This is a genomic window from Streptomyces sp. NPDC043680, from assembly GCF_056436685.1.
Genome location: NZ_JBWKCE010000005.1, coordinates 475,029 through 501,403, shown reverse-complemented (window position 1 = coordinate 501,403; position 26,375 = coordinate 475,029). Strand labels below are relative to the sequence as shown.

The following is a 26,375-nucleotide window of genomic DNA, read 5'->3' as shown; positions in this document are numbered from 1 at the left end:
GCTCCGTGCTCCGTGCCCTGTGCCCGGAGCCGGGAGTCCGGAGCCCGGTGCAGCGTTGTCGGCTAGGCGTGCTCGCGCCAGCCGTTCGTGATGGGCAGCCGTCGGTCCTTGCCGAAGCCCTTCGCGGAGATCTTCGTGCCCGGTGGGTACTGGCGCCGCTTGTACTCCGCCGTGTCCACCATCCGCAGCGTCCTGGCCACCAGTTCGCGGTCGAAACCGGCCGCGACGATCTCCTCGATGCCCCGGTCGCGGTCCACGTACATCGCGAGGATCGCGTCCAGCACCGGGTAGTCCGGCAGTGAATCCGTGTCCACCTGGCCGGGGCGCAGCTCGGCGCTCGGCGGCTTCACGATGGAGTTCTCCGGGATCGGCGGGGTCTCGCCCCGTTCGGCCGCGGCCCGGTTGCGGTACTGCGCCAGCCGGAAGACGTCCGACTTGTAGACGTCCTTGATGGGGCCGTACGCGCCCACCGAGTCGCCGTAGAGGGTGGAGTAGCCGACGGCCAGCTCCGACTTGTTGCCCGGGGCCAGCACGATGTGGCCCTCCTGGTTGGACACCGCCATCAGCATGGTGCCGCGCAGCCGCGACTGGAGGTTCTCCTCGGCCAGACCGGTCAGGCCCAGCGAGCCCATGTACGCCTCGAACATCGGCTCGATCGGCACGGTCCGGAAGTTCAGCCCGGTCCGCTCCGCCAGCTCGGCCGCGTCCCCCTTGGAGTGGTCCGAGGAGTACTTGGACGGCATCGAGATGCCGTAGACGTTCTGCGCGCCGATCGCGTCGCAGGCGATGGCGGCCACGAGCGCGGAGTCGATCCCGCCGGAGAGCCCGATCAGGACGGAGCGGAACCCGTTCTTCTTGACGTACGCGCGCAGGCCCACCACCAGCGCGTCGTAGACCTCCTCGTCGTCGTCCAGGCGCTCGGCGTACCCGCCGGGGACCACCGGCTCGTACGGCTCCACCGGCTCCTGCGAGAGGACCACGCGCTCGATCCGCAGACCGTCGTCGACGATCCCCTCGGGGGCGTCGGCGCGCGCGGCCGGCAGGTCGAGGTCGATCAGGACGCAGCCCTCGGAGAACTGCGGGGCACGAGCGATGACCTCGCCGGCGGGGTCGACGACGATGGAGTCGCCGTCGAAGACCAGCTCGTCCTGACCGCCGATCATGGCCACGTACGCCAGGGTGCAGCCGGCCTCCTGGGCCCGCTTGCGGACCAGTTCGAGGCGTACGTCGTCCTTGTTGCGCTCGTACGGGGAGGCGTTGACGGAGATCAGCAGCCCGGCCCCGGCGGAGCGGGTGGCCGGGACCCGGCCGCCCTCCTGCCAAAGGTCCTCGCAGATGGCCAGGGCCACGTCGATCCCGCGGACCCGGATCACCGGCTGCGTGTCGCCCTGCACGAAGTAGCGGAACTCGTCGAACACGCCGTAGTTGGGCAGGTGGTGCTTGGCGAAGCGGAGGACGACCTGCCCGCCGTACAGGACGGCGGCCGCGTTCTCGGGGGCGCCGGCGGGGCGGCCGAGCCGGGGCGCGGCCTTTTCGGAGCGGTCGAGGTAGCCGACGATGACCGGCAGTTCGCCGAACCCCTCGGCCGCCAGCCGCTCCGCGAGCTCGCGCAGCGCCCTGCGGGAGGCTTCGACGAAGGAGCTGCGCAGGGCGAGGTCCTCGACGGGGTACCCGGTCAGCATCATCTCCGGGAAGGCCACCAGGTGGGCGCCCTGCTCGGCGGAGTGCCGGGTCCAGTGCACGACCGAGTCGGCGTTGGCGGCGATGTTGCCGACGTGCGAGTCGATCTGATTCAGAGCGAGACGAAGTTGAGGCACGGCCCCAGTCTAATCGTCTTTCTGACGCGATGTCCTGGGACCGTGCCATTCCGCGCTGCCCGGCTTTCCCGGATGTCCGGCCGGATCAGCCGATCGGGCCGCTGAACTTGGCGTTCGGCAGCCGCGTTCCGGGGGAGATGTCGGCGGTGAGTCTGCCGGTGCCCTCGGGGACCTCGAAGGCCACGACCCCGCTGGCCGATTCGCCGGGCAGGATGTCGCCCTTGATCGTCTTCGGGAGCTCGCCGTCGAAGACGAGCTTGGCGGTCATGCCCTGCTCGTCGCGGACGTTGGGCACGGCGTAGATGACGTTGTGGGACTCCGTGGAGTTGTTGGTGATGGTGATCGTCATCTGCACCGCGTTGCCGACCTCCAGGTAGCGGTTCTTCGTCACGTACTTCTTCGGCACGGACAGCGTCACCTTGATGCCGTTGGGGTACGTGTACGTCTCGCCGAACGGCAGCGGGGCCGTCATCCCGGGGACCTGCGAGGGCGAGGGCTTCGGCGCGGGCGGCGCCGGGGTGGCGTCGCCGAAGTCCTCGTCGTCCTCGCCGGCGTCCCCCCACTCCTCCTCGTGGACGCGGTGCTGTGCGCGCTCGGAGGCCCGGTCGAGGACGACGCCGGTGAGGACGAACCCGCCGATCGAGGCGCCGACGCCGAGGACGCCGAGGGCGGTTCCGGTGATGGCCATCGCCTGGCGGCCGGCGCCGTTGGAGGCGCGGACGATGGCGCCGATGCCGAGGCCGGCGGCGGTCAGGGCGAGGAGACCGCCCATGAAGAAGAAGAACGGGAGCAGACCGCCGATCACGCCGGCGATGCCGGTGACGAGGGCGGCGACGGCGAGCCCGTTGGCGGCCGGGACCGGGACGCCCCACGGGCCCGCGCCGTAGCCGGCCCCCCACACGGGGGCGGGCGGTACGGGGCCGCCGGGCGCGCCCGGAGCGCCGTGCACCCCGTACGGGAAGCCGGCCTGCGGCGCGGTGGCCTGCGGCGCGGGGGCGAACGCGGGCCCGGGGGCGGGAGCCGGTGCGGGCTGCGCGGTGGAGGCTGCGGAGGGCTCCGGGGCCGGCTCCGGAGCGGGCGCGGGCTCGGGCTCCGGGGTGGTGGTGACGGGCGCGGGCTCCGGCTGCGGGGCGGGCGCGGGGGCGGCGGTTGCCGGTTCCGGTGCAGGCGTGGGCTCGGGGGAGGCGGCGGCGGGCGCCGGCCCCGGTGCGGGCTCCGGCTGGGGGGTGGTTTCGGGGTCGGGGGTGGGCAGGGTCGGGGTCTTCTCCAGTGAGAGCGGCCCGGCCGCCTCCGGTATGGGCGTTCCCGCCCCCTCGGTCGGCGGACCGGACGGGCTGCTGGGCGGGGTCGGAGGCGTGCTCATACCTGGCGGGAGTCCTTTTCCGAAGGGGGTGCGCAGTGCGCTGCGCGGTGATCGCCAAGCCTGCCATGACCCCCGACCGGCCCCCAAGGCGGTTTCCCCGCCCCGCGGTCCGCCCACCGCCCCGCCCCCGGTCGGCGCCCGGGTGGCGCGTCCCACCCCCCGTCGGCGTCCGGGTGGCGCGCCCCGCCCCCGGTCGGCGCCCGGGTGGCGCGTCCCACCCCCCGTCGGGACAACGGTCGCCGGCCCCACCACGTCCTTCCCGAGGGGGCCCGCACGCGGGCCGGCCGGGCGGGCGCCCTCGCTCGCCGGACCGCAGCCCGCCGTGTTGCGAGGGGTCGAGGAGGAGCATGCCCGTACACACCCGCAGCGCGCGGCTCGTCGCCGTCCTGGTCGGTCTCGGCGCCGCCGCCTACACCGCATGGGTGCTCGAAGCCGTCCTCTCCACCGGCCTGAACCCCGTCGAGACGTTCGTCAGCGAGCTCGCCGCCCAGGACCAGCCGCTCGGCGGGATCTTCCGGGCCACCGACTTCACCGCCGGACTGCTCGTCTTCACCGCGGACTATTCGCCCTGATCCGGACGGCGCGGTACGCCGACACCCGCCGCCCGTGGGCCGTCGCCGGCTGGACCGGCGTCACCCCTCTTCGGCGCGGCCACCGCCGCCGACGCCCGGCTGCCGTTGAGCTGTGCGCCCACCGCGGATCCGGTGTGCGCCTCCCGCGAGACCGCCGGACTCGTTCCGGCCCCCCATCAGGCCCATGCCGTCAGCAGCAGCCTCGCGATGGCCGGGGCCCTCCTCGGGATGCTCACCCTCGCCGCCCGCCGCTACCGCCGGCTCGCCCCGCTGGCCCGCCGCGGCCCCGGCCTCGTCGCGGCGGAACTGCTCGCCACCGTGTGGACCTTGGCCGCCGTCATGCTGTTCACCGCTGGGCGCGGGACCTGGGCGCTCGGCGCCGGGCAGCGGCTGCAGGTGCTGCTCGTGGCCCTGTGGCTCGGCCTGCTCGCGTACTCCGTCCACACGGAGCGCCGGACGTGACGGCGCGGGGGGCCGGGCGGGTTCGTCCGGGTGGACGGGGTCCCGCTGCACGTGGTCGTCGAGGGGAGCGTGCCGCCCGTGGTGCTCTGCGCCGGGCTGGCCCTGGCCTGGTTCGACTGGGACCCGGTCGCCGCGCTGCTCGCCGCCCGGGGCCGTACCGTGGTCCGCTTCGACCGTCCCGGGCACGGTCTCAGCGCCCCCGCCCGGGTGGCGCCGACCGCCGCCGGGGAGGCCCGCCGGATCGCCGCGCTGCTGGACGCACTCGGGCTGGGCGTGGCCCCCGTCACCGTGGCCGGGCACTCCGTCGCCGGGTTCCACGCCGAGGCCTTCGCCCGTCTGTACGCGGAGCGGAAGGCCGCCCTGGTCCTGGTCGACGCCAGCGTCGAGGAGCGCCCCCGCACCGCCCTTCCCGCGGGGCTGCGTACCGGCGCCGCCCGCCTGCTCGGTGGGGCGGTGACCGCCGCCGGGCTGCCGGCCGCGCTGGGGCCGGCGGTGCGCCGCGCGGCCGTACGGGCCTCCCGCACCGGCGGCGCCGACCCGGCCGCGCGGGACCTCGTACGCCGCTGCTACCGCACCGGCCGGGTCTGGCGCGGGGCCCTGCTGGAGAACGCCCGTTACCCCGACCAGGCCGCCGAGGTGCTCGCCCTGCGGGCCCGGCACCCGCTGGCCGCCCCCGCCACCGTCCTCGCGGCCGACGACGGCTCCGGCGGGCGCGCGGCCCGGCGCTGGCTGGAGCGCCAGGCGGACCTGGCCGGCCGGCTCGGGGCGCGCTTCGAGACCGCCGCGCCGGCCGGGCACCTGGTCATGCTCGACCGCCCGGACCAGGTGGCCCGGGCGGTCGGCGACGCGGGGGAAGGCGGGCGGGAGCCGCGGGGGCCCTCCCCGCGGCCGCGGGGACCGGCGCCGGCAGCTCAGCCAGCGCCCGCGCCTCAGCGCTTCGCGTAGACCTTCTCCACGAACTCCGCTATCTGCCCGTCCGACAGGTGCTGGGCCAGGTCCGCCTCGCTGATCATGCCGACCAGCCTCTTGTTCTCGATCACGGGAAGCCGCTTGATCCGGTGGCTCTCCATCTCCTCCAAAACCTCGGAGACGTCGGCGCTCGCGTCGATCCAGCGTGGGGTGCCCTGTGCCAGGTCACCGCAGGTGATCTTCGACGGGTCCTGCCCCTTGGCGATGCACCCGACCACGATGTCACGGTCCGTGATGATCCCGCAGAGTCGCTCGTCGGCATCGCTGACGGGCAGTGCGCCCACATTGAGCCGGCTCATCAGCTGAGCGGCCCGGTCCAGGGTCTCGGACTCGGCTATCCACTGGGCACCGGGGTGCATGATGTCTGCCGCGGTGGTCATTGCCTCACCTCCTGAGCACGCATGCCGTGACGGCCGGGCGCGGGTGCGCCCGCCCGGGCGCCCCCGGTGGCCGGTGGGGGGAGGGCCGACAAGGGCGCCTTCCCCCACCGTACGGGCGTGTCCCGTCACCCGCGCGGCGCAGCCCCGCGCTGCCGGAGCATGTCCGCCATCAGGGTGAGTTCGGCCTGCTGCGCCTCGACCATCCCCTGGGCCAGCGCCCGCTCGGCGGGAGTGCCGCACTGGGCGGCGCAGCCGCGGGCCATCGCGACCCCGCCCTTGTGGTGCTCGGTCATCAGCTGGAGGAAGAGCACCTCCGCGTCCCGACCCTGGGCGGCGCCGAGCTGCGCTATCTCCTCCTTGGTGGCCATGCCGGGCATCAGGGCCCCGGGCTTGGCGGCGGCGCCGCCCATGTCGTGGCCGCCCATGTCGTGGCCGTCGTAGCTGCCTGTGTCGTGACTGCCGGTGTCGTGCCCGCCCGCGCCGTGGCTGCCGTGCGCGCCCTGGCCTTCCGTGGTTCCCATCCAGGACATCGGCGGCTCGTCGGCCACCACCTTCGGCAGACCCCACAGGTCCAGCCAGCCCAGCAGCATGCCCCGCTGGTTGGCCTGGGTGTTGGCGATGTCGTAGGCGAGGCCGCGTACCGCCTCGTCCTGGGTGCGGTCCCGTACGACGAAGGACATCTCCACCGCCTGCTGGTGGTGGACGGCCATGTCCCGGGCGAAGCCGGCGTCCGCCGAGTAGAGCCCCGGCGTGCGGGCGGCCGTACCGGGCCCGTCGCCGCCGCTCGCCGCGGCGACGGTGGCCGCGACCGCGGTCAGCAGCGCGAGCAGGACGGCGGTGCCCGCGGCCCAGTACGTACGGCTCACTTCTCGGCCAGTCCGTTGGTGCAGGCGGCGCCCGGCTCGGGGGTCTGCGTGCCCTGCACGTACTTGGTGAAGAACTGCGCGACGCGGGCATCGGACGCGCTGTCCACGGTCAGCTGCTTGCCCCAGGCGCTGAGCACGATCGTGCCGCTCTGCTCCTTGACGGGGCTCATCAGCGTGTACGGGGTCTTGGACACCGTCGCGGCGAGCTTGTCGAGGTCGGCCTTGGCCGCCTTGTCGTTGTACGTCACCCAGACCGCGCCGTGCTCCAGCGAGTGGACGGCGTTGACCTCGGGGATCGCGTTCTTGTAGACGTCCCCGTTGCAGTTCATCCAGCGGGGGTGGTGGTCGCCGCCGACCGGCGGGTTCATCGGGTACTTCACCGGGGTCTCGACGTGGTTGCGGCCCAGCGTCTTGGCGTCCCAGCTCTGCTCGCCGGTCACGGGCGCCGTGCGGGCCGCGGCCTCGGCGTCCCTCTTCTCCTGCTTCTTCTCCTGCTGGTCGATCATCACCCAGGCGCCGAAGCCGACGAGTGCGGCGACGACGGCGGCCGAGACGGTGATCGCGATGGCCTTGTTGCGGCGGTCGCGGGACTGCTCGGCCCGCCGCATCTCGGCTATGCGCGCCTGGCGCACGTTGTACTGGGGCGGGATGTTTCCGGCCATGTGTCCGGTTCCTTCTGCTGAGGGGGTCGGGGGTGGATCCGGGGTGCGCGTCGCAGCGCCGGGCCCTCAGGTCCGCAGCACTTGAAGGGCATGCAGGTCGGGGGGCCGCGCGAGCGCCGCGTGCGGCCGGACGGGACGCGGGTCGGCCGCACGCCGTACGGGGGCCGCGGCGGCCCCCGGCACGGTCACGGCAGGCGGCGGCACGGGCAGGACGCCCGGGGTGACGTGCGAGAAGGGGGAACAGCCCGGCAGCCCGTCGGGGGACACGCACACGACACGGGTCGGGTCGGTGGGGTCGGTCCGGGCAATCCGGGCGTCGGTCTGCGCGACGGTCTGGTGCGGTTCACCCGGCCGCAGGCACAGGAACAGCGCACCGAGCAGCACCGACAGGACGACCGCGGTGACGGCGCGCCGAGCGGCCGGACGCCTGTTGCGTCCGCGTCGCGTGTGCTCCCCGCCCCCCATGGGCGCAGATGGTAATGCTCATGACGGGCCCGGGGTCAGTGCGGGGGTGCCACGACCTTTCGAGGGTGCGTAATGTGGCGGAAACCACGGCTGGCGATACTGGGCCTGCCCGACTGTGCCCGCGGCCCCGAGGCGGTGGTGCACAGGCCGTCTGAACTGCGAGGATGAAGGCATGGACAAGCAGCAGGAATTCGTCCTCCGGACGCTTGAGGAGCGCGACATCCGCTTCGTGCGCCTGTGGTTCACCGACGTACTGGGCTTCCTGAAGTCCGTCGCGGTCGCCCCCGCCGAGCTGGAGCAGGCCTTCGACGAGGGCATCGGCTTCGACGGCTCCGCCATCGAGGGCTTCGCCCGCGTCTACGAGTCCGACATGATCGCCAAGCCGGACCCGAGCACCTTCCAGATACTGCCGTGGCGCGCCGAGGCCCCCGGGACCGCCCGGATGTTCTGCGACATCCTGATGCCGGACGGCTCCCCCTCCTTCGCGGACCCGCGGTACGTCCTCAAGCGGATCCTGAACAAGACCTCCGACCTGGGCTTCACCTTCTACACCCACCCGGAGATCGAGTTCTTCCTGCTGAAGGACAAGCCGCTGGACGGCACCCGCCCGGTACCGGCGGACAACTCCGGCTACTTCGACCACACCCCGCAGAACGTGGGCATGGACTTTCGCCGCCAGGCGATCACCATGCTCGAATCGATGGGCATCTCGGTCGAGTTCAGCCACCACGAGGGCGCCCCCGGCCAGCAGGAGATCGACCTCCGCTACGCCGACGCCCTCTCCACGGCGGACAACATCATGACCTTCCGCCTGGTCATGAAGCAGGTCGCCCTCGAACAGGGCGTCCAGGCCACCTTCATGCCGAAGCCCTTCTCCGAGTACCCGGGCTCGGGCATGCACACCCACCTGTCCCTCTTCGAGGGCGACCGCAACGCCTTCTACGAGTCGGGCGCCGAGTACCAGCTCTCGAAGGTCGGCCGCTCCTTCATCGCGGGCCTCCTCAAGCACGCGGCGGAGATCTCGGCGGTCACCAACCAGTGGGTCAACTCGTACAAGCGCATCTGGGGCGGCTCGGCCCGCACGGCGGGCTCCGGCGGCGAGGCCCCCTCGTACATCTGCTGGGGCCACAACAACCGCTCGGCCCTCATCCGCGTCCCGATGTACAAGCCGGGCAAGACGGGCTCCTCGCGGGTCGAGGTCCGCTCGATCGACTCGGGCGCGAACCCCTACCTGACGTACGCCGTGCTCCTCGCGGCCGGCCTCAAGGGCATCGAGGAGGGCTACGAACTCCCGGCGGGCGCCGACGACGACGTCTGGGCCCTCTCCGACGCAGAACGCCGCGCCATGGGCATCGAACCCCTCCCGCAGAACCTCGGCGAGGCGATCTCCCTGATGGAACGCAGCGAACTCGTCGCCGAAACCCTCGGCGAACACGTCTTCGACTTCTTCCTGCGCAACAAGAAGCAGGAGTGGGAGGAGTACCGCTCCGAGGTCACCGCCTTCGAGCTCCGCAAGATGATGCCGGTGCTGTAACCGCAGGTCAGCGTCGGTATCCCAGTCAGACGGCACCCCGGGCCGGCGGCACTCAGCCGCCGGCCCGGAGTCGTCTCACCCCTCCTGGGCCGTCTGTGGGCCGTCCGCCGTCGAATCGGTGGCCTTATAGACCTCGTCCAAGGCCCTCAGCGCGCGCTCATGACTGCTCGGCATCAGGTGCGTGTAGACCCGGAGCGTGAACCCGGGGTCCCCGTGTCCGAGGTAGGTGCTCAGCGCCTTGATGTTCTCCCCGGAGTCCAGGAGCACCGACGCGTAGAAGTGCCGCAGCGCGTGCATCCCGTGCTCGCGCGCGGCCTGATGCCGCTGGCCCGGCCGTGGCTCCGGGATGACTCCGGCCTGCACGAGGGCGAACTTCCACACCCGGGTGTTGAAGTCGGTGCGCCGTACCGCGCCTCCGCCCGGGAGGGAGAACAGCAGCCGCTTGGTGACGAGCGGGCCGTCCGGCTTGAGCCAGGGGAGCGTCACGTCGACCGGCGGGAACTCCTCGCGGTGCTCTCGCAGCACCTGCCCGATGCAGCGGGGGAGCGGCACATCCCGTTCCTTCTCCCGCTTGGGCGGACCGAAGACGAGGTGCCCGTTCGCCACCTTCACCTGATTGGCCACCCGGAGCCATTCACCGCGGAAGTCATCGGGGTCGTCGGGCAGGCCGAAGATCTCCCCCTGTCGGAGCCCCAGCCCTCCGCCGGCGTCGGCCATCGCCCGGTACCGCTTCGGCAGCGCCGCCCGGACGGCGAAGAGCCGTTCGGGCGTCCACGGCCTGACCCGCGGAGCGACCGGAGCCGGTGCCCGGACCGTACGGGCCTTGCACGGGTTCTTTGCCAACAACTCGTCGTCAACCGCTGCGGCGAGTACGGCAGACACGCTGGCGAAGATCACGCGCCGGTATGAGGAGACCGGGAGGACCTGTTCCAGTTCGCTGAGCCAGTCACGGATGTGCTCCGGCCGGAACGAGTCGAGAGGCCGCGGGCCAAGGTAGGGGAATGCGTGCTTGCGGATCTGCACCTCGACAGACGATCGCGTGGTGACGTCCGTCGTCAGCGACTTGAGCCATTTCTCTGCGTACTCCCGGAACGTGATTCGGCCGGCGGCGGGATCGATGTACTGCCCCCGAGACATGTCCGCCTCGATGTGCGCCAGCCACTTCTCGGCGAGCCGCTTCTGCCTGTCGGGGAAGCTCTTCGACTTCTCGGTGCCGTCCGGTCCGATGAACCGTGCGCGGTAGCGCATGCCGCTGCCGTAGCGATCGGTCTTGATCCGACGGGGCTTGCCGTCGGGTCCCTGCTCGGTCTTGAACCACCGGTCTTGGATGTGGCCTGCCACGCGTGGGCCTTTCTGGGCAAGCGCCGAGGGCGGGCCCGGGTGGGCCCGCCCTCGGCGGTTGGTAGTGGGTTAGGCGGCTTGGCTGATGTCCTTGCGCTTCTGTTCGGCGATCCAGTCGTAGAGGTCGGCGGGGTCGTAGCGGGTGTGCTTGCCGACGCGGAATCCGGGCGGGCCGGTCCGCTTCTTGCGCCACTGGTAGAGGGTCTCGACGGGGACGTCGAGGATCTCGGCGACGTCGTCGGGGGTGAGGTAACGGTCGGGGAGTCCGCCGCGCAGGATGGCGCGGGGGTCAGCTTGAGCGGGCATTGCTCCTCCGGCGGGTTGGAAGGGTACGTGTCTGTCCGACGTGCGGAGTTCTACGTCGTCGCGTCAGTTATGCCGCTCAAGGTCCGACCTGAGGTCTCGCTAACGGCAGGCCGCGGTGGCGCCAGCTAGGACGCTGCCTCCTGCTTGCCGGGCGGTGTCGCATCGGGCGGCCCATCGGGTTCCCTTCGGCTCGGTCCGGGGCGCGAAAACCCCGGAAAGTACTGACAGAACTGACAGAACCTCGCCATGTGGCCCCTGACCTGCGACTTTGGTCGGTTTGGGCTGCGTGACAAAACCTCAAAAAACTCTGACAGAACCTCGAAAACCTCGGTTCTGTCAGACCGGGCGGCTCGCCCGCGGCGAGGTTTTTTGAGTTCTGTCAGAGTTTTCGGAGGTTTTGTCAGAGCTCCGAAAGTGCTCGTTTGTGCAGGTCAGAGGCCGGGTCGGGAGGTTCTGTCAGTTCTGTCAGAGGTTTCGGGGGTTTTCAGGCGGCGGGGGTGATGCGGGGATGGGTCTCGTAGCGGGGGGAGGGCGGCCGGCCGCCGCGTGTGGTGCGGGGCGGCGGTGGCTGCTGGCGGACCCAGCCGTGTTCCTCCAGGAGGTCCAGGGCGGGGTCGAGGTCGCCCATCGCGGGGAACTCGCTGCGCGGCATCGCGCGGAACAGGTCGCGTTTGGTGAAGGTGGCGGTGCGGGTCTCGCTCAGGTGGGTCAGTACGGTGTGGGCGGCTTCCTGGGCGGGGTCGGCTTTCATGGCGTTGAAGACGTCGAGGGCGTGGGCGGTGAAGTAGTCCCCGAGTCGGGTGGCGGCCGCCATGGTGGCGGCGGTGATCGGCCGGGTCCAGGCGTCCGCGGGGTGGGTGGCGAGGTGGAGGAGACCTGCGATGCGGGCGACGGCGCCGTCGCGCTTGCTGGCCCAGTTCACGATCGGAGCAAGAGGTCCGTCCTTGCGGAGTCGGGCTTCTGTGACGCGCTGGTAGGCGAGAAGGACGGCATCGGCCTCCGGGGTGAGGGTGAGCGTGGCGGTCTCGGTCCAGGCCGCGAGGGTCAGTGCCAGACCTCCGAGCGTTTTGGCGTAGGTGCCGGCGGTGTCGGGGCTGAGGAGTGCGGGGGTGAGGTTGCGGTAGCCGACGAGGGATTCGGGCTTGGAGTAGAGGAAGCGGGCGAGCAGGCCGCGGCCGTCGGCACCCTTGATCTGGCCGATGGAGTCCAGGACGTCCGGCTGGACGGCCAGGCCCATGGTGATGGCGGGGTTCTCGATGTACTGGGGATCCCGGGCCTGGCGGTTGACGCGGGCCATGTCGCCGGCGTGGCCCTTGAGGAAGATCCCCATGTTCGGGACCCCGGAGTACCGTCCGGCGATGATCTCGAAGATCTCGCCTTCGGGGGACAGGATCGAGATCCGTCCGTCCTGCTGGGCAAGGAGGCTGGTCAGACTCTCGGCCGTGACATCGTCGGCGACCAGCTGAGGCTCGACCGGGACGACGGCCCGCTCAGCGGCCTCGGCCAGCGAGATGGCCTGGGCGGTCAGCCCGGCCAGCTTCTCGGGATCGGCGTTGGCGGCCAGCTTCTCGGCCCTCTCCGCCGCGGCCTTCGCGATCCGGGCGGAGGCCGCGGCCTCCGCCCGCTGGGGCGCCGTGAGGTCGATGAGAGCCTGCTCGGCGGCGAGGAGGGGTTTGGTCATGAGCCCGAACACGGCACTCTTGCGGTTGCCGGGCGGGAGGGCGACGGCGGTGTAGAGGTTGACGGGTTCGCTCCACTGCCCCCGCACGTTCACGGTGACGCGTCCGCCGGCAGCGGTGCCAATGACGGCGAGGGCGAGACACCCGGCGAGATCGACGGGGGTCTGAGTCTCCTCCGCGACTCCGGCCGTCATGGCGGCGAGCCAGTCGGGCAGGGCGTCCACGGGGAAGGCGGGCAGCGGCCCGCGCGGGTTGAGCGGTACAGGCTCGTCCCACAGGGGCCCGGCGACGTCCTGGGCGGTCATCTCGTCGAACTCGGGCCACAGCTCGGGGTCATGCGTGGTCATGCGGCTTCCCTTCGCTGCATGAGACGGGGGCAAGTAGTGCGGTGCTGTTCGTGATCGGTGATGAGCGCGAGGGCGCGGGCGCGGCCTGCGGTGAAGATGTCGCGGCCGCAGGAGCACCAAGAGCGGACGCTGGGGCTGGCGCCGTGCGAGGGCGGGGCGACGATGTGGAGCCAGGCCACCGGCCGGCGTCCGTCGCCGACGTGCAGGTCAGGGCGAACCGATGAAGGGACGCCTTCGGCGACGACCCTCGGCGCGCTACGGCCGTCGCGAGCCGGGGCCGTCTTGGCGGGGCTGGTCCCCGCAGGGGCGGGGGGTAGGCCTTCCAAGGGGAGCGGGAGCTGAGCGCTCATGCCGTCTCCCGGGCGCGGACCGTGCGGGCGGAGCTGTCGAGGGCGCTGCGGATCGTGGCGCGGCACTCGGCCACGGTGAGTCCCCGATCCTCCCCCGCCGCTTGGAAGGCCTCCTCGACCTCTTCGCGGGGGAGGTCGCCCCACGCTACGAAGCGCCCCACCTTGAACGCGCTGCGGTTGAGCGTGTTGTTCGCCTGCTTCGCGGGCGCCTGCCGGACGGCGTCGCACTCGGCGTCCAGTGCTGCGCGTGCCGCACTGCCGGGGCGGACTGATCCCGGCATCCGAAGGCAAAGCGGGCGGGGGGCCGGGGGCTGCAGGAGGACCAGGAGCCAGGCGGGGAGTTCGACGACCGGGGACGGGTCGCTGATCTCGTAGATGCCTGCCCCCGTGGTGCTGCCGGGGGCGACGACGTAGCCGCCGTGTGCGCGGGTGTCGATGAGCGGGGCCAGCTTGCCCGCGGTGTTCCCGAGGCGGATCCCGGCCGGGGCGGTGAAGTACAGGTGTGTCCCTCCGGAGGGAGTCCGGACGGTGAGGGTGGCCGGGACGGGCTGCCCGGCGCGCTCGCAGAGCGCCGACAGGTTCTCCGCGCCGCCAGGCGCGTCCTGACTGCTGTCCTGCTTGGGCACGTCCAGGTCGATCACGATCAGCCCGGCGGGACCGGTGGCCAGGCCGACGTTGTAGGGCCTGTGGCTCCAGCACCGGACGATGACCGCCCGGTCGGTGGTGGCACGTTGCTCCCACTTCACGTGCCCGTCGCTGCAGGCACCGGTGAGGGGGCAGCGCTCCTGGCGATGCAGGGCAGGGGTCTTGGTCCCGGGGCGGAGCGGGAACACCGGCCAGCCTCGGCCGGCGGCGGCCAGGGCCGCTTCCAGGAGCGGGTTCATGCGGCCACCGCCCCCGCCGTCGGTGTGCGGGAGAGGAACGCGCGACCTAGCCATCGGGTGTAGGGGGGCGGGATGGCCTCGGTGAGTTCCTCGCGGATGTCGGTCCAGTCGATGCCCATGGCGGCCTGCATCTCGGGAACAGTGGCCTTGCCTCCGCCGGATCCGTATGCGGCGACGTAGGGGCCGTCGAAGTAGTCGCCGTGGCGCCAGCCGCGGACCCGGCCCCGGTGCGCCTTGTGCACAGGCTGTGGAGCGGCCCAGCCGCCGAGTTCGAAGTTGCGGTGGCGGATCACGCCGAGTCCGAACATCTCCCCGCACAGGGTGATGTCCTTGCGGACGTCGGCCTTGCCGTTGGGCTGCTCGATCACGTACGGCAGGCCGGACGCGTCGAGGAGTTCCCGGGTGGGGGCCACGAGGTCGACGTGTGTTCCGCCCCAGCCGCGGGAGGTGTTCGTGCCCACGGTGAGGGCGCATCCCTTCTGGCAGGGCGGGGAGGCGTGGACGGCCACGTATCGGCGGATCTCGCCGGAGGCGATCAGTTCGGCGAGGACGGTGAGGGCGTCGCCCTGGTGGAAGGCGAAGGGGTAGTTCGGGCGGGGGCGGTTGTCGACGCCGGTCACGTCGAATCCGGCGCGGTGGTAGCCCATGGCGGCGCCGCCGGCGCAGGAGAACAGATCCAGTAAGGCGGGCCGGTGGCTCTCTGGCCGGATGTCGGTCGTGTGGGTCATGCTGGATTCCTCCAGTTCAGTGGAACGTGCTGGATGAGGGCGGCCCCGGACTTTGCCGAGACGGGGGCCGCCCTCGGCGTTGCTAGAACGGGGGTTCGTCGCTGTAGGCGCCGGCCCACGGGTCCGGGCTGGTGGTGTGCCGGTCCCGGCGGTGCGGGAGCGGGAGGAGGACCCAGCGGCGGGTTTCGTTCCAGCAGGGGCAGGGCTCCCATTCGGTGCCCGCGTACTCGCCGGTGGAGTAGTCGCCGTAGTCGTGGTTGTGGCCGCCGATTCCCCGGCAGTCGGGGCAGTCGGGCCGGGGCGTGTCGGTCAGGACCAGGGCCGGCCGCGGCCAGTCGGTGCGGTGGATGCGTAACTGCATGGCTTCTTCTCCTTGTGTGGGTCAGTGACGGGTGTGGTCGGTGGCGAGGCCGGTCAGGCGCTTGGCCTCGTCGGGGGTGACGTGGCGGTAGCGGACGCTGACGCGGCATCCCGGGTGGGGGCAGCGGACGGTGTGCTTGCCGACGAGCAGGGCGACGGCGTCGGAGACGCGGTCGGCCAGAGACTCGGGCTGCTGGTCCATGGCCAGTCCTTTCAGCGCTGGTTGAGGGTGCCGGTGGCGCGGCCGAACATCCCGGAGGCGGTGATGTTCTGGGTGACGTGCTGGACCGGCGCGGTTCCCCGTCCGGCTCCGCGTCCGGTGCGGAGGAGGAGGGGGGCGAGGGTGCCGGCGGCGATGAGGGCGATGGCGGCCCAGAGGGCGTCGGTCATGGCGATCAGTCCCGGGGCGGCGTAGGAGATCCCGAACCCGGCGGCGGCGATCCCGCCGCCGACGGTCGGGGCGAGGAGCGCGGTCGTCTTCGCCCACGCGGGGATCGACTCGGTCCGGACGGGTTCCGGTTCGGCGGCCAGCACGGGGCGGGGGTGGGTGTAGGCGAGGGTGCGGACCCCGTTGGGCAGGGTGACCCAGTCGACGCCGGGCGGTACTTCGGTCGGCAGGAGTACGGTGTGCGGCTGCACTGGCCGGGGGCGGTGGATGGGGTCGCCGTAGCGGGTCGCGGGGGTGAGCGGCTGGTGGGGTTCGGTGTGCACAACGCGGTCCCTTCAACGGGACGGACCACGTACCAAAATCGGTATGTGGTCCGCCGGCCGGCTTGTCGCGTGCTTGTCGTGTGGCTTGTCGTCCCGCTTGTCGCGTGCCTTGTCTTGTCGCTTGTCTTGTCGCTTGTCGCCTGCGAGGTCAAAGCCCCTTTCCGACCCTCCAGAGGGCCGATGAGAGGTCATCTCCGGGCTGAGGTGACAAGCGACAAGGGGTCACGCGTCGGGGGCGTGGGTGCGGTGGACGTAGCGGGTTTTGGTGCCCGTCCCGATGCGGACGGCGAGTCCCTCGTCGGCCCATTCCTGGAGCCATCCGCTGATGGTCTGCCGGTTGGTGCCATGGGCGTTGGCGAGGGCGCGGGCGATCGCGGATGCCCCGGTGCCCTCGGGGCCGGCGGCTTCCAGCGCGGCGAGGGCGGCGTCCCGGGCGGCGTTGTCCTGTTCCCCGCGCAGCGCGGACAGGTTCAGTCCGCCGGGTGCTGCCTTGGGTGCCGGGGTGGGTTCCGGTTCGGGTTCGGGGGTGGTGGCGAACTGGGCGTCGATCTGTGCGCGGAAGGCTTCGGCGAGCCGGTCCTCGTCCGACGCGGTCGCGGTGGTCTGGCGGTGTGCGCTGAGGTTCAGCCCTCCCGCCGGCGCGGATGGTGCCGCAGACTCGTCCATCGATTCCGTGTCCTCGGGTGTGTGGTCGTTGATCCAGGCGGTGCGGCTGGAGTCCCAGCGGCGGGCGTAGTCGGGGCCGGCGGCCTTGGCGGAGATGTCGTCGAGACGGGGGTGGCGGTCTGAGGTGGCCAGGACGATGTCGCGGATCTGTGAGGGCTTGATTCGCCAGGACTTGAAGAGGGAGGCCGGGGATTCGGGGGTGCCGAGGAATCCGGATCCGACGTAGGGGGCCTGTTCGATGTTCAGGCCCCGGCGGCCGGGGAAGAGCTTGGCCAGGTCCATGCCCTCCTTCTCACCGCCGGTCAGTGCGATACGGACCTTCGCTTCCCGGCGGATCATCAGGTTGCCGAGGACGGCCCCGGTGGCGCCGAGGGCGGTGAGGAAGGTGCGCAGGCCCATGGCGCGGGAGATCCGGATGACTTCCAGGATCTTTGCCGCAAGCGCCCGCATGGCCTTGTCGCTGCTGGCGAGGATCTCGGCACCCTCGTCAATGATCAGCAAGATCTGCGGGATCTTCGGGCTGATGGGCAGCAGGTCGGTGTCGGCGTCGGCCATGAGCTGCTGGTAGGCGACCTTGCGACGCTTGGCGATCACGATTGCCGCGTCCAGCATCCGGTGGGCTTCCTCCGGTGTGGACGCAAGCCAGTCGATGCCCGGCCGTACCGCCTTCCCCTCGTTGCTCTGCATAGCGGGGCGGACCCAGGGCAGGCCTGCGGACCCGGCGTTGAGGTCGATGACCCACGGAAGCATGTCCGTCGCCCGTGCCACGGCCGCGATGAAGCTGTGGACGAAGTTGGTCTTGCCCGATCCGGTGGGGCCAACGGCGATGGCGCACTGCTCGCGCAGGAACAGGTTCACCGGCCGGCCGTCGGTCCGCACCCCGGAAGGCAGGCCGGTGTGGATGGACAGCGGGCCGTAGTCGGTGGGGTAGGTGATGTCCTCGGCGAGGACGTTGACGGTCGTGACGTCGATCAGCACGCGGCCCTGGTTGATGCCGGCGGACGCGGCGGCGGTGCAGCCGTTGGGCAGGCGGGCGTCGGCGGAGAGGGCCGCGTTGTACTGGGCGACCTTGTGCCAGGTCGCCCCGCCGGAGGGGAGTTCGGCGTCGATGGTGAAGCCGGTGTTGGTCGGCCATACCTCCACCGCGAGGATCCGCAGGGTGAGCCCGCAGACCCGTTGGACGCGGTCCACCCACTCCGCGGCGATCGCGCGGCGTTCGGCGGACAGTTCGCGGGCGACCTGCCGTTCGGCGGCGGCGATGGCTTCCAGTTCGCGGGCTTCCTCGTAGAAGCCGACGGAGCGGGCGGCGGCGCCCATGCCGACGCCGAGGACGGCCAGGGCGCCGAGCTTGGTCCATTCCAGGGGGCCGGTGGCCAGGGCCCATGTGGTCCAGCCGGAGCCGAGGAGCCAGGACGCGGCGCGGGAGGTGATGGTGCGGCCGGCCAGCTTCTGCCGCAGCCCGGACGCTGTGTGCCCGATGGCGCCGACGGTGCCGATGGCGAGGGCCCAGCCGGGCGGCATGTGGGCGAGGGTGCCGACCGTGGCGACCGCGTAGGCGCCGGTGGTCGCTGAGAGGGCGCCGGTGATGGGGCCGTGGCCGGCGGCCCAGTCCAGGGCGAGGCCCTGATGCTCGACGGTCTTGGTTTTGGTGTTGGCCATGTCAGACGTTCCATCCCTTCTCGGCGTCGGGCCCGTTGCGGGGGTCCTCGTGGCGGGCGATGTCGGCCTCGTGTGCCTGGCGGAACACCGGCCCCAGGTCCTCGGCGACGGCGGCCGCGCTGTTGAGGGCGCCGTAGATGTCGGCGAACCCGTCCGCGACTTCCTTCTCCAGCGGGAACTCGGAGTCGGACCGCTCGGCGAGAATCCGCATGATGTTCGCGATCGAGGCGAGGGCCTCGGGGAGGCCTTCGACCATGGCGAGGATCTCCATGGCGTTCTCGGGCTCGTAGGCCTGCGCGGCCTGCTCCATCTCGGCGGCAAGCTCCTCGAACCTGAACCCGGACGTCGTGCTGTCCATCAGCTGTGCTCCTTCACCAGTGGATGCTGCGGCGGTCGGGGCGTCCGGCCGCTCGGCACGGTCGCCGAGCCGGTCGCCCTGGATGTCCTGCTCGTGCTCGGCGGTCGCCTGCTCCTCGGCGGCCCGCTCGTCGTCCTCAAGCCGGTTCTTGATGTCCGCGTCCCGGTCCTCGCGTTCCGCCTGGGCTTGGCCGAGGAGGTAGCGGTAGAGGCGCCGGCCGGGGTGCTGCAGCCACGCCCAACGCAGCTTCCGGCCCAGCGGCGTGGTCACCATGCCCAGCAGGCCGAGCGCCCCGCCGAGGACGGCGGCGAGGGCCCGGCGGCCGTGGAAGCGGGCCGCGGACCGCAGCAGCGCCTTCCGCGCCGCCTTCTGGGCGGGGGCTTTGAGCTGCGCGACCCGGGCACGGTGTGTGGCCTTGCGGACGCCGGCCCGGCCGTTCGTGACGGCTCGACCAGCAGCCTGGTCCCGCGTACGGCGACCGGTACCGGTGGCCTTGTCCCGGACTGCTGCGGCCTTGGTCATGCCCTTGGCCAGCGTGCGGGCCGCAGGACCGCGGGCGTTGGACCCGGCGGTGGCCGTGCGTTCGGCAGCCTTCGCGGCGCGGCGGGTGTCGGCGACCTGCCGGCGCGCCTGCACCGCCGCCGTACGAGCAGCGGCCCGGGAAGGGGATTGCGCGCGGGCCTGCTGGCGCAGCGCCTGCACCTGACCGGCGCGGCCACCGGCCAGACCACCCGCCGCGTGCGCGGCGCGCTGCCGAACCGACGGCCTACCGGCCTTGCCGTGCTTGTTGGCCGAACCACCGGACCGGCCAGAGCCACCCGGGCCGCTCGCCCGCCCGTTGGTGCTGGCGCCTGCCGTCTTGCGGGAGCCACCGCCGCCAGGCGTCCGGGGTGTGCTGCGGGCCTGTGTGGGGACCCGACCCAAGAGGCCACGCCCTCCGCGACCGGCCGTGCTGCGGGTGGCGGCCGGGGAGGTCTTGGCCGGGGCCTTCTTGCTGTTTTGGTTGCGGTGGTGGGCGGCGGCGGTGCCCAGGAGCGCGGCGCCGGTCATCGCGATGGCTGCGGCGACCGGACCGCCGGCGAGCGCGGCCGTCGCGAACAGACTGGCCGCCGTGTTCGTCCCCGACAGGGACAACGGCACCACCGGGAATCCGCCCGGGGTGTGGTCAACGTCCTTGGCCGGCGCGGGCTTGTCGGCCTCCGGCGGGGTCGGGGTGGGGATGGTTTCTTCGGGGTGAGCCTGCGGTTCGGTGACTGTCTCGGTCATGCTGAACGTGCTCCTTCACGGGAGAAGAGGGCCCGGCCGTCGCTGTAGGAGGCCTGCGGCCGGGCCCTTGCTGAGTGGTTCAGGCGACGCGCTGTTCTTCGGGGTAGGCGCAGGGGACGCACATGCCGAGCGAGGCCGGGATGACGTATCCGGCGTCGTTCTTGCAGGTGGGGCAGGTGCGGCGGGCCGTGTTGGCCTTCGCCAGGGCGGCCTGCTTGGCGGGGGTCATGGGTCGGACGGGCTTGGCCTGGTCGAGCCGGTACAGGAAGGCGACCAGCGGGCCGCGCCGGTAGCGGGGCCGCTCGACCTGAGCGGCGACGTCCTGCCCCCCGGGCCGGAGGCCTTGGGCGCGGAGCTGGCGGCGGGTGGCCAAGCCGTCCGGCGCGAGGCGCCACCGGTAGACGGGCAGGGTGGTCACCGTGGGCTCTCTTCCTGAGCCATGAGGGTGGCCCAGGCGCCGCGGATGCGGGCTTCGCCGCCGGTGAATCCGGACTCGCGGAACGCGGCGGCGCTCTGCCGGTAGGACAGGGGCGGATCATCGGAGTAGCGCAGATAGCGGAGGACGACCACGATCTGCTCGTCGGTCAGCGGCTCCCCGATCAACGGCGTGGGCACCCCGGCGATGACGGCGACCTCGTCAAGCGTCACGGGCGTGACGGAGGGCGTGACGCCCTCCTCTTCCAGCCCGGACAGCGGGTCGCTGACCTGCGTGTCTTCCCCGTCACGCCCACCCGTGACGGGCCCCTGTCCCACACCCGGTTCGGGTACCGGAGAGAGGGCGGGAGTCACGGCCGCCGTGACGGCGTCACGGCCACCCGTGACGGGCTCGGTGCGGGGTGTGACGGTGACGGCGAACATGTCGCCGAGGGCGACGTCCGCGCCGGTGGTGATCCGCTCCCGCTGCACGTCCAGCAGCCGTGCCCCGAGCGTGGTGTCCGCGGTGCCGACCTTGCGCGCGAGGCGCCAGGACGCTCGGTCCGAACGCTTCCGGATCTTCTTGTCGGGGTGGTTGGCGGCGCGGGCGCGGTGGTAGGCCAGGGCCTGGACCACGGCCGCCGCCCGCGCTTCGGACTCGGCGTCCCGGCCGTCGACGTGGACCACGATCCGCCGGGCCAGGAAGGCCATGCCCTCGGCCGAGACGGACATGCCCAGCGGGGTGATTGCGTAGATGACAGTGCGCGGCCCGTCCGGTGCGGCGACGGCGGACATGGCCGACGCTGCGGCCGGCAGGGCCCACAGCCCGGCGCGGACCACGGCCGGGGAAGATTGGCCCAGCATGGTCAGCCCCAGCAGCACAAGTGCCAGCACTGCAGTGGCGCCTTCGCCCGCGGCGACCGCGCCGAGGGCGGTACCGGAGTTGTAGACGCCCTTGATGTTGGAGTACGTGCCGTACCCTCCAGCCGCGCCCGTGGTGAGCATCGGGGCGAAGGCGAGGCCGAGGACGAACTTCTGGGCTCCCGTCAGGGGGCGGCCGGTCACCGCTCTTCCCCGTCCTTCTCGGCGAGGGCCCGGCGTTCCAGCAGCTGGTAGTAGAGCCGCTCGTCCGCCTCAGCGATCGACGGCAGCGGCAGATCCAGCGCCCCTACGATCGCGTTCAGCAGGTCGAAGTGAGCAGCTTCGGTGTGCTCGTTCATGCTGCGTCCCCCGAGACCTGGGGACCGGCGGCGCGGTTGGCCGCGTCCCGGCGGGCCATCAGTACCCGGTTGTGAGCCCGACGGATGCGGCGGGCGTCGAACTCGGAGGCGGGCCGGTCCAGGAGGGCGATCAGCGCGTCGAGCAACTCGACCTCGGCCAGGACCACGGGCATCTCGGTCTCGATCGCGTCCAGCTCCGCGTCCGACGGCTCCAGGTCCGCCGGCAGGACCGTAACGGGCTTCTGACGTGCAACGATGTGTTTCATGAGTCGTGTTCTCCCTAGCAGGTGGACGGCTCGAAGCGGCCCCGGTGTTCGAGCACCGGGGCCGCACTTTGTTGGGGTGGAAGGTCAGGCCGGGCGGGGGTAGTGGCTGACGCTCGGCTGGGTGTGGAACGGCTGGTCCGCGCAGTCCTCGGCCCAGCTCTGGTGGGTCCAGCAGGTCTTGCGGTCGTCGCTGTGCATGCCGGCGTCTTCCAGCTCGTTGTCACGCTGGATCGCCGCGGCGAGCTTCTTGTTCATCTCGAACCCCTTCCGGGGCCGGAACGTCCGGCTCCCCTCGGCCCCGTCCGTACAGCGCAAAGGCGCCGGACGGACGGAGGAGGCAACCGGCCGCAGCACTGAACATCTGCGGAGGGTTGATTACGTGCAAATTCACGTCTCGTTTCGGGAGCGCGCTCCCGTTGGTAGGCAGAGACTCGCCATCCGGCTGACAAGGGTTGCCGGTGCCCTCCCCCCGTCCAACGCGGGGCTCCTGGTCGTGCGTGCACACCGAACCGAGCCCTTGAGGGCGATCTGGTGCGCACCAGAAGCATGGCATCTGGTGCGCACCAGATGCAAGCCCTTGGTTGTTCAGGGCTTGCCGGTGTTGTGCGGTGCGATTTCAGGAAACGGTCGAGAAGGGGGGTCCCGGTAGCCAACAAGGGTTAACCTCAGGGGTGTTAACCCGGTCCCACCTGCGGCGATTCGGTTGAACCTCCGTAGGTGGCACGGCCATCGGAGGCGATGCACGTGGGTAAGGGATTACGCGCTGTTCGTACCGCGCGGGGATGGTCGCAGGAGCGGCTGATCTTCGAAATTGAGCGCTATGCGCGGGAGCACATGCTGAGCGTCGCTTCGAGCGCGAGCCTTAAGACGTATGTGTCGGAGTGGGAAAACGGCCGACGGCCCATCACGGAGCGGTACGCCGCGATCCTCCGGCCGCTGCTCGGAGTGACGGGCGTCGAACTGGACGGAGAGCCCGCACGCTCAGCTCCCCAGCAAGCAGACGGCTACGAGGACCTGTTGAGTCGCATCGATTCGGCGCGGAGCGTCAGCGATTCCATGGTGGGCACCTTCTTGGACCAGACCGAGCTACTGCGGACCATGGACCGGCAGATGGGTGCATCGGGTCTGGTGGATCAGGTGAGCGGCCACCTGGCGAGGATGGAGGACGCGCTTACCTTCGCCGTCCTGCCAGGAACGCGCCGTCCCATCGCGATGGCATTAGCGGGAGCGGCGACGTTGGCAGCCTGGCAGGCGTTGGACTCCGGTTCCGTGGAGCGTGCCTGGCGGCACTATGAGCTGGCGAAACGAGCCGCTCAGGAGGCAGACGCCCCGCAGTACTTGGCTCACGCCATGGGCGAGCAGGCGTACGTCCTGGGTGATGCTGGCCGACCCGAGATGGCGGTGGAGCTGATTCGTGATGCGCAACGCACACACCGGGAACGGCAGTCACCTCGCCTTCGGGCGTGGCTGAGCGCAGCCGAAGCTGAGCTGTGCGCTGCTGCTGGCATGCACGACGATTCTAGGCATGCGCTTGACCGGGCGGCGGCCTCACTGCCGGAGGGTGTGGACGCCCGCGACTCGGACATGCCGAGCATCTTCCTCAACGCGGACCACCTGGCGCGCTGGCGCGGAAACGTACTGGCGCTCTTGGGAGACAGCTCGGCCATGGACGACCTCTACGCGTCGCTTAGGACGACGGACCCCACGTTCGTCCGCGCCAAGGCGGGTCTGCACAGCGACCTGACTCAGGCCCACCTTGCCCGCGGAGAGTTCGATGAGGCCCGCACCAATCTGCAACAGGCCCGTCTGCTGGCGAACCGCACGGGGTCCGTGCGGCATCGCCGGCGTGTGGAGCTGCTTACGGGGCGGTTGTAGTCCGCGACGCGAGGACGTGCAGGAGCGCGACCAGGGTTCCGGACCCCATGAGCTTCCCCTCGGCCATGAGGCCAGGGATGTCCGCCAGGGGCACCCAGGCGACGTGCCCGGCTTCCTCAATGTCTGTGGGCTCACCCACCTTCACCGCGCCCCTAGCCACGAAGATCTCGTGAGGTGAATCGACCATGCCGATCATGGGCTGATACGTCACGACGTGCTCGACCTTCGTCGGGCGCCAACCGGTCTCCTCCTCGGTCTCCCGCGCCGCCGTGGTCGCCGCGTCCTCGCCTTCGTCCACGATCCCGCCGGGGAGTTCCCATCCCCACTGCTGCGGGACGAAGCGGTAGCGCCACATCATCAGGACGCGCTGCTGCTCATCGATCACAGCCGTGATTGCCACGTGGTGCAGGCGCACCACATGGTGCTCGAACCGCTCGACCCCGGGCGGCTCGACGTCGACAAGGTCGAGGTTCACCCACCGGTTCTCGTAGACCGTCCGACTGCCGTGAATCGTCCAAGGCTCCAGCTCTGCCGGCGTGGCCACGGTCTCGCCCCCCACGACCCGGTAGGAGCTGCGGTCGTACGCCTTGATGAGATGCTCGCTCGCCAGCCGCGCGAGCACCTGACGGAGGGCAGTGCGGCCAATCTCCAGCTCGGCGCTCATGGTCCGTTCAGAGGGAAGCTTCGCGCCGGGCCCGTACTTGCCCGACTCGATCCACGACCGGATCGTCTGGTAGACCCTCGTCGACTTCGGTCCCATCCTCAGAGCACGCTCCCCGTTCGTAGGCTGGTACCAGCCAGCGTAGTCGGGGGCTGGCTCGGGGGACTCGGCCATACCTGTCTCACTTCCTGTCCGATGTTGGGGCGACGAGCCAAGGACGCCCCAGGCTGTCCCTACGGCCTTCGTGATATCCGCGCTTGAGTCGGCGTTGAGCCTCTACGAGACGCAGCCCTTCCCACAGCAGCCCGTCCTGTCGGCTGGGTCAGTGGTGAGGACGGTCGATCGGGCCCCTCGTGCAGGTATGAGCCTTGGCAGCTGCTGCAAGCGGAGCGCTCGCATCTATCTGATGAGTTGCGACTCCAACTGAGGAATCAAGCCCCGAGCTTTCGCAACGTTCTCTTCACGAGACACTTGTAGATTGCGCTCAATAATACTATGGACGCGCTCCACAATTTCACCGAACCGATGGGCGTCTCGATCGCTATTAAATTGCGGAGAGCTCAAATTCATTTGTAGGCTAGAAACCCCCTGTATGTCGACTGGATTCCAGACTGTGAGTCTGTCTCTGAGTAGCCGCAAGGCTTTATCTCCCGAGACGAGGGCCGCAACTTCGGGGATATCCCAGTGGAACCCCCTCAGCGCGAAATCGGCTCGCCTCATGTGGGTCAGGTCCCATGCTGCACCCCAGCTATTTTCTAGTACTCTCCGCACCTTTCCTGGCTTCAATAGCAGCTCGGCGTAGCCGCTTGATCCACGCCCGGGAAACAGGAAATCACAGGCGATCTGAAATTCGTAAACACCTACGAAGCCCAAACTTTCGCTTAGTTCCTGCACGTAGTCACTCAGGAGTCGCAGTTTCCGTTCCAGGTTAGCTCCGCGAGACTTGCGATAAAGACTCTGCAGCTTCAAGGTTAGCGCATAAGATAGCGTCTGCAGTTGTGAATCCCTTTCGGGCATGCCGGTCGAGAACCCGTCCATGGCTCGAACTACTTGCGCTGGAGGCTTGTCATGGTTAATCAGGTCCATGAGTGCGTCCGAGTCCAGGCTCAGTGTTGTGTTGACCGCTCGATTAATCTTCCTGGCCCTGTGCTTGTTCACCGGCTCGGAGAATCGCCCCCAGCAATTTTCAGCCAAACCAAGAGCATAGTCTGCGTGCATCGAACCGATCAGCCCTCGAATGGTGAGCAAGCCTTCCAGCTGTCGCTTCATGACCGGAGTGAATGGAGTGCCAGACCCGTAAAACCACCGATCGATACAAACCACTACATCGGAATCCAACATGAACACTGTTGGCTGCGCTCCAGGAGCGATATTCAACACTTTATAGATTGAGTCGTCTGCATCACCGGCCGGGCAAATGAAATCAGGGTTGCCGGATACTGTGGCTCGCACCCTGCCGTGAGCGAGGGCGGAAAACGTGTCCCCCAGTCCTGACGACCCCATCCTGAGCAACCCGACGCCCGCAACTAGCTCCACCTGGCCAGTGCTTGCGACAACTGATTTCCATTGCGCCCCGGCCGACGATAGGTCCAATTCATCAATGATGCCGACCCCCGTACTGGAAATGAAGGCTCGGTTACCGGCAATTGTAATTTTAGAGTTGTCGCAGGCGGGAATTGCGAGATGCCCTAGCGTGGCGTTTCGCGTCAAGCTAAAGCCGTGGGCCTCAGCGTACAATTCGGTGGCCGAAACGACGGACCGATGCCTTTCGGGAACTCCGTGTACGAAAGGAGAGATGTCTAGCAACAGAAGCGGTTCGCCGGAAGGCTTGATGGCGGCCAGGTAGTGGATCTGATGAGCGCTTGCGCCCTGGACGTACGGAACATCAATCGGGTCAAATCTTACTCGTGGGGCTGCGCATAGAGGGTGAGTCAGAAATATGCCGAGACCGTTGTCGCGTTTCATTAGTTGCACTGCAAGAACGACGTCGTGGTAAATTTCGATCTGCGATTCGCAGGCGGCGCAGGTAAGATCGACCCCCTCGAACCTGCGCAAAGACGGCTTGACGGCCTTCAATGCTTCTTTGCTTAACCCGTCGGGGAGCCACCATTTAATCCGTATCGAACCATCCGGGTTCACATCTCCTCCTCGCTGCCACGATCATGGCGCTACTTCACTGCCGGGCGCGACGAGC

26 protein-coding genes and 1 pseudogene are annotated in these 26,375 nt (G+C 70.3%); 4 read left to right on the top strand and 23 right to left on the bottom strand.

Going from position 1 to position 26,375, the window contains the following annotated elements:
• Positions 1 to 62: 62 nt before the first annotated feature.
• On the bottom strand, positions 63 to 1,817 hold the full coding sequence (locus tag AC0666_RS14590) for an NAD+ synthase (protein ID WP_468967384.1): 1,755 nt from the start codon (positions 1,815 to 1,817) through the stop codon (positions 63 to 65).
• An 85-nt stretch (positions 1,818 to 1,902) separates the two neighbouring features.
• A complete protein-coding gene (locus AC0666_RS14585; protein ID WP_478707679.1) occupies positions 1,903 to 3,180 on the bottom strand; it encodes a DUF4190 domain-containing protein in 1,278 nt (425 codons plus the stop codon).
• A 65-nt stretch (positions 3,181 to 3,245) separates the two neighbouring features.
• Between AC0666_RS14585 and AC0666_RS14580 the strand changes: the two are divergent.
• Positions 3,246 to 4,214 (top strand): annotated as a pseudogene (locus AC0666_RS14580) (DUF998 domain-containing protein).
• Between the two features lie 30 nt (positions 4,215 to 4,244).
• The gene (locus AC0666_RS14575; protein WP_478707678.1) at positions 4,245 to 5,159 is read left to right on the top strand and encodes an alpha/beta fold hydrolase; all 915 of its coding nucleotides are present in this window, start codon (positions 4,245 to 4,247) and stop codon (positions 5,157 to 5,159) included.
• On the opposite strand, the gene AC0666_RS14570 is transcribed toward AC0666_RS14575, so the two are convergent.
• The 4 genes from AC0666_RS14570 to AC0666_RS14555 all read right to left on the bottom strand — a co-directional run bounded on the left by AC0666_RS14570 (position 5,144) and on the right by AC0666_RS14555 (position 7,556).
• On the bottom strand, positions 5,144 to 5,563 hold the full coding sequence (locus AC0666_RS14570; protein WP_468967370.1) for a CBS domain-containing protein: 420 nt from the start codon (positions 5,561 to 5,563) through the stop codon (positions 5,144 to 5,146). The two genes, AC0666_RS14575 and AC0666_RS14570, sit on opposite strands and share 16 nt — an antisense overlap.
• A gap of 125 nt (positions 5,564 to 5,688) precedes the next feature.
• Positions 5,689 to 6,429 carry a DUF305 domain-containing protein gene (locus AC0666_RS14565; protein WP_468967367.1) on the bottom strand — a complete coding sequence of 247 codons (741 nt, stop codon included), beginning with the start codon at positions 6,427 to 6,429 and terminating at the stop codon, positions 5,689 to 5,691.
• Positions 6,426 to 7,091 (bottom strand): DUF3105 domain-containing protein, encoded by a 666-nt coding sequence (locus AC0666_RS14560; protein ID WP_468967364.1) that lies wholly within the window; start codon positions 7,089 to 7,091, stop codon positions 6,426 to 6,428. Before AC0666_RS14560 ends, AC0666_RS14565 begins: the two co-directional genes overlap by 4 nt.
• A 66-nt stretch (positions 7,092 to 7,157) precedes the next feature.
• A complete protein-coding gene (locus AC0666_RS14555; protein ID WP_468967361.1) occupies positions 7,158 to 7,556 on the bottom strand; it encodes a hypothetical protein in 399 nt (132 codons plus the stop codon).
• A 172-nt stretch (positions 7,557 to 7,728) separates the two neighbouring features.
• Here AC0666_RS14555 and glnA point away from each other — a divergent pair, with 172 nt between their 5' ends.
• Positions 7,729 to 9,090, top strand: a complete 1,362-nt coding sequence (gene glnA, locus AC0666_RS14550; protein WP_478707677.1) for a type I glutamate--ammonia ligase — start codon at positions 7,729 to 7,731, stop codon at positions 9,088 to 9,090.
• 75 nt (positions 9,091 to 9,165) lie between these two features.
• Here glnA and AC0666_RS14545 read toward each other — a convergent pair whose 3' ends face one another.
• The 15 genes from AC0666_RS14545 to AC0666_RS14475 all read right to left on the bottom strand — a co-directional run bounded on the left by AC0666_RS14545 (position 9,166) and on the right by AC0666_RS14475 (position 21,900).
• Positions 9,166 to 10,431, bottom strand: a complete 1,266-nt coding sequence (locus tag AC0666_RS14545) for a tyrosine-type recombinase/integrase (RefSeq protein ID WP_478707676.1) — start codon at positions 10,429 to 10,431, stop codon at positions 9,166 to 9,168.
• A 69-nt stretch (positions 10,432 to 10,500) separates the two neighbouring features.
• On the bottom strand, positions 10,501 to 10,737 hold the full coding sequence (locus tag AC0666_RS14540) for a helix-turn-helix domain-containing protein (protein ID WP_478707675.1): 237 nt from the start codon (positions 10,735 to 10,737) through the stop codon (positions 10,501 to 10,503).
• A 484-nt stretch (positions 10,738 to 11,221) separates the two neighbouring features.
• A complete protein-coding gene (locus tag AC0666_RS14535) occupies positions 11,222 to 12,763 on the bottom strand; it encodes a YfjI family protein (protein ID WP_478707674.1) in 1,542 nt (513 codons plus the stop codon).
• Positions 12,764 to 13,109: 346 nt separating this feature from the next.
• On the bottom strand, positions 13,110 to 13,997 hold the full coding sequence (locus tag AC0666_RS14530; protein ID WP_478707673.1) for a bifunctional DNA primase/polymerase: 888 nt from the start codon (positions 13,995 to 13,997) through the stop codon (positions 13,110 to 13,112).
• Positions 13,994 to 14,725, bottom strand: a complete 732-nt coding sequence (locus tag AC0666_RS14525; protein WP_478707672.1) for a DNA methylase — start codon at positions 14,723 to 14,725, stop codon at positions 13,994 to 13,996. Before AC0666_RS14525 ends, AC0666_RS14530 begins: the two co-directional genes overlap by 4 nt.
• An 82-nt stretch (positions 14,726 to 14,807) precedes the next feature.
• Positions 14,808 to 15,086 (bottom strand): hypothetical protein, encoded by a 279-nt coding sequence (locus tag AC0666_RS14520; protein ID WP_478707671.1) that lies wholly within the window; start codon positions 15,084 to 15,086, stop codon positions 14,808 to 14,810.
• A gap of 21 nt (positions 15,087 to 15,107) precedes the next feature.
• Positions 15,108 to 15,287, bottom strand: coding sequence for a hypothetical protein (locus AC0666_RS14515; protein ID WP_478707670.1), 180 nt, complete (start codon positions 15,285 to 15,287; stop codon positions 15,108 to 15,110).
• Positions 15,288 to 15,298: 11 nt separating this feature from the next.
• On the bottom strand, positions 15,299 to 15,796 hold the full coding sequence (locus AC0666_RS14510) for a hypothetical protein (protein ID WP_478707669.1): 498 nt from the start codon (positions 15,794 to 15,796) through the stop codon (positions 15,299 to 15,301).
• A gap of 222 nt (positions 15,797 to 16,018) precedes the next feature.
• Positions 16,019 to 18,121: a hypothetical protein gene (locus tag AC0666_RS14505; RefSeq protein WP_478707668.1), complete on the bottom strand. Its 2,103-nt coding sequence runs from the start codon at positions 18,119 to 18,121 to the stop codon at positions 16,019 to 16,021.
• A 1-nt stretch (position 18,122) separates the two neighbouring features.
• Positions 18,123 to 19,745, bottom strand: coding sequence for a hypothetical protein (locus AC0666_RS14500; RefSeq protein ID WP_478707667.1), 1,623 nt, complete (start codon positions 19,743 to 19,745; stop codon positions 18,123 to 18,125).
• A gap of 79 nt (positions 19,746 to 19,824) precedes the next feature.
• Positions 19,825 to 20,163 (bottom strand): RRQRL motif-containing zinc-binding protein, encoded by a 339-nt coding sequence (locus tag AC0666_RS14495; protein WP_478707666.1) that lies wholly within the window; start codon positions 20,161 to 20,163, stop codon positions 19,825 to 19,827.
• Positions 20,160 to 21,164: a hypothetical protein gene (locus AC0666_RS14490; RefSeq protein WP_478707705.1), complete on the bottom strand. Its 1,005-nt coding sequence runs from the start codon at positions 21,162 to 21,164 to the stop codon at positions 20,160 to 20,162. The genes AC0666_RS14495 and AC0666_RS14490 overlap by 4 nt, the downstream gene beginning before the upstream one ends.
• A gap of 56 nt (positions 21,165 to 21,220) precedes the next feature.
• Positions 21,221 to 21,379, bottom strand: coding sequence for a hypothetical protein (locus tag AC0666_RS14485; RefSeq protein ID WP_478707665.1), 159 nt, complete (start codon positions 21,377 to 21,379; stop codon positions 21,221 to 21,223).
• Positions 21,376 to 21,645, bottom strand: coding sequence for a DUF6284 family protein (locus AC0666_RS14480; RefSeq protein WP_478707664.1), 270 nt, complete (start codon positions 21,643 to 21,645; stop codon positions 21,376 to 21,378). Before AC0666_RS14480 ends, AC0666_RS14485 begins: the two co-directional genes overlap by 4 nt.
• 84 nt (positions 21,646 to 21,729) lie before the next feature.
• Positions 21,730 to 21,900 (bottom strand): hypothetical protein, encoded by a 171-nt coding sequence (locus tag AC0666_RS14475; protein WP_478707663.1) that lies wholly within the window; start codon positions 21,898 to 21,900, stop codon positions 21,730 to 21,732.
• A 489-nt stretch (positions 21,901 to 22,389) separates the two neighbouring features.
• Here AC0666_RS14475 and AC0666_RS14470 point away from each other — a divergent pair, with 489 nt between their 5' ends.
• Positions 22,390 to 23,520 carry a helix-turn-helix domain-containing protein gene (locus AC0666_RS14470; RefSeq protein WP_478707704.1) on the top strand — a complete coding sequence of 377 codons (1,131 nt, stop codon included), beginning with the start codon at positions 22,390 to 22,392 and terminating at the stop codon, positions 23,518 to 23,520.
• Here the strand turns inward: AC0666_RS14470 and AC0666_RS14465 are convergent.
• Both AC0666_RS14465 and AC0666_RS14460 read right to left on the bottom strand, forming a co-directional pair.
• Positions 23,504 to 24,280: an NUDIX domain-containing protein gene (locus AC0666_RS14465; protein ID WP_478707703.1), complete on the bottom strand. Its 777-nt coding sequence runs from the start codon at positions 24,278 to 24,280 to the stop codon at positions 23,504 to 23,506. The genes AC0666_RS14470 and AC0666_RS14465 overlap by 17 nt on opposite strands.
• A 300-nt stretch (positions 24,281 to 24,580) precedes the next feature.
• Positions 24,581 to 26,320 carry a hypothetical protein gene (locus AC0666_RS14460; protein WP_478707662.1) on the bottom strand — a complete coding sequence of 580 codons (1,740 nt, stop codon included), beginning with the start codon at positions 26,318 to 26,320 and terminating at the stop codon, positions 24,581 to 24,583.
• Positions 26,321 to 26,375 lie beyond the last annotated feature (55 nt).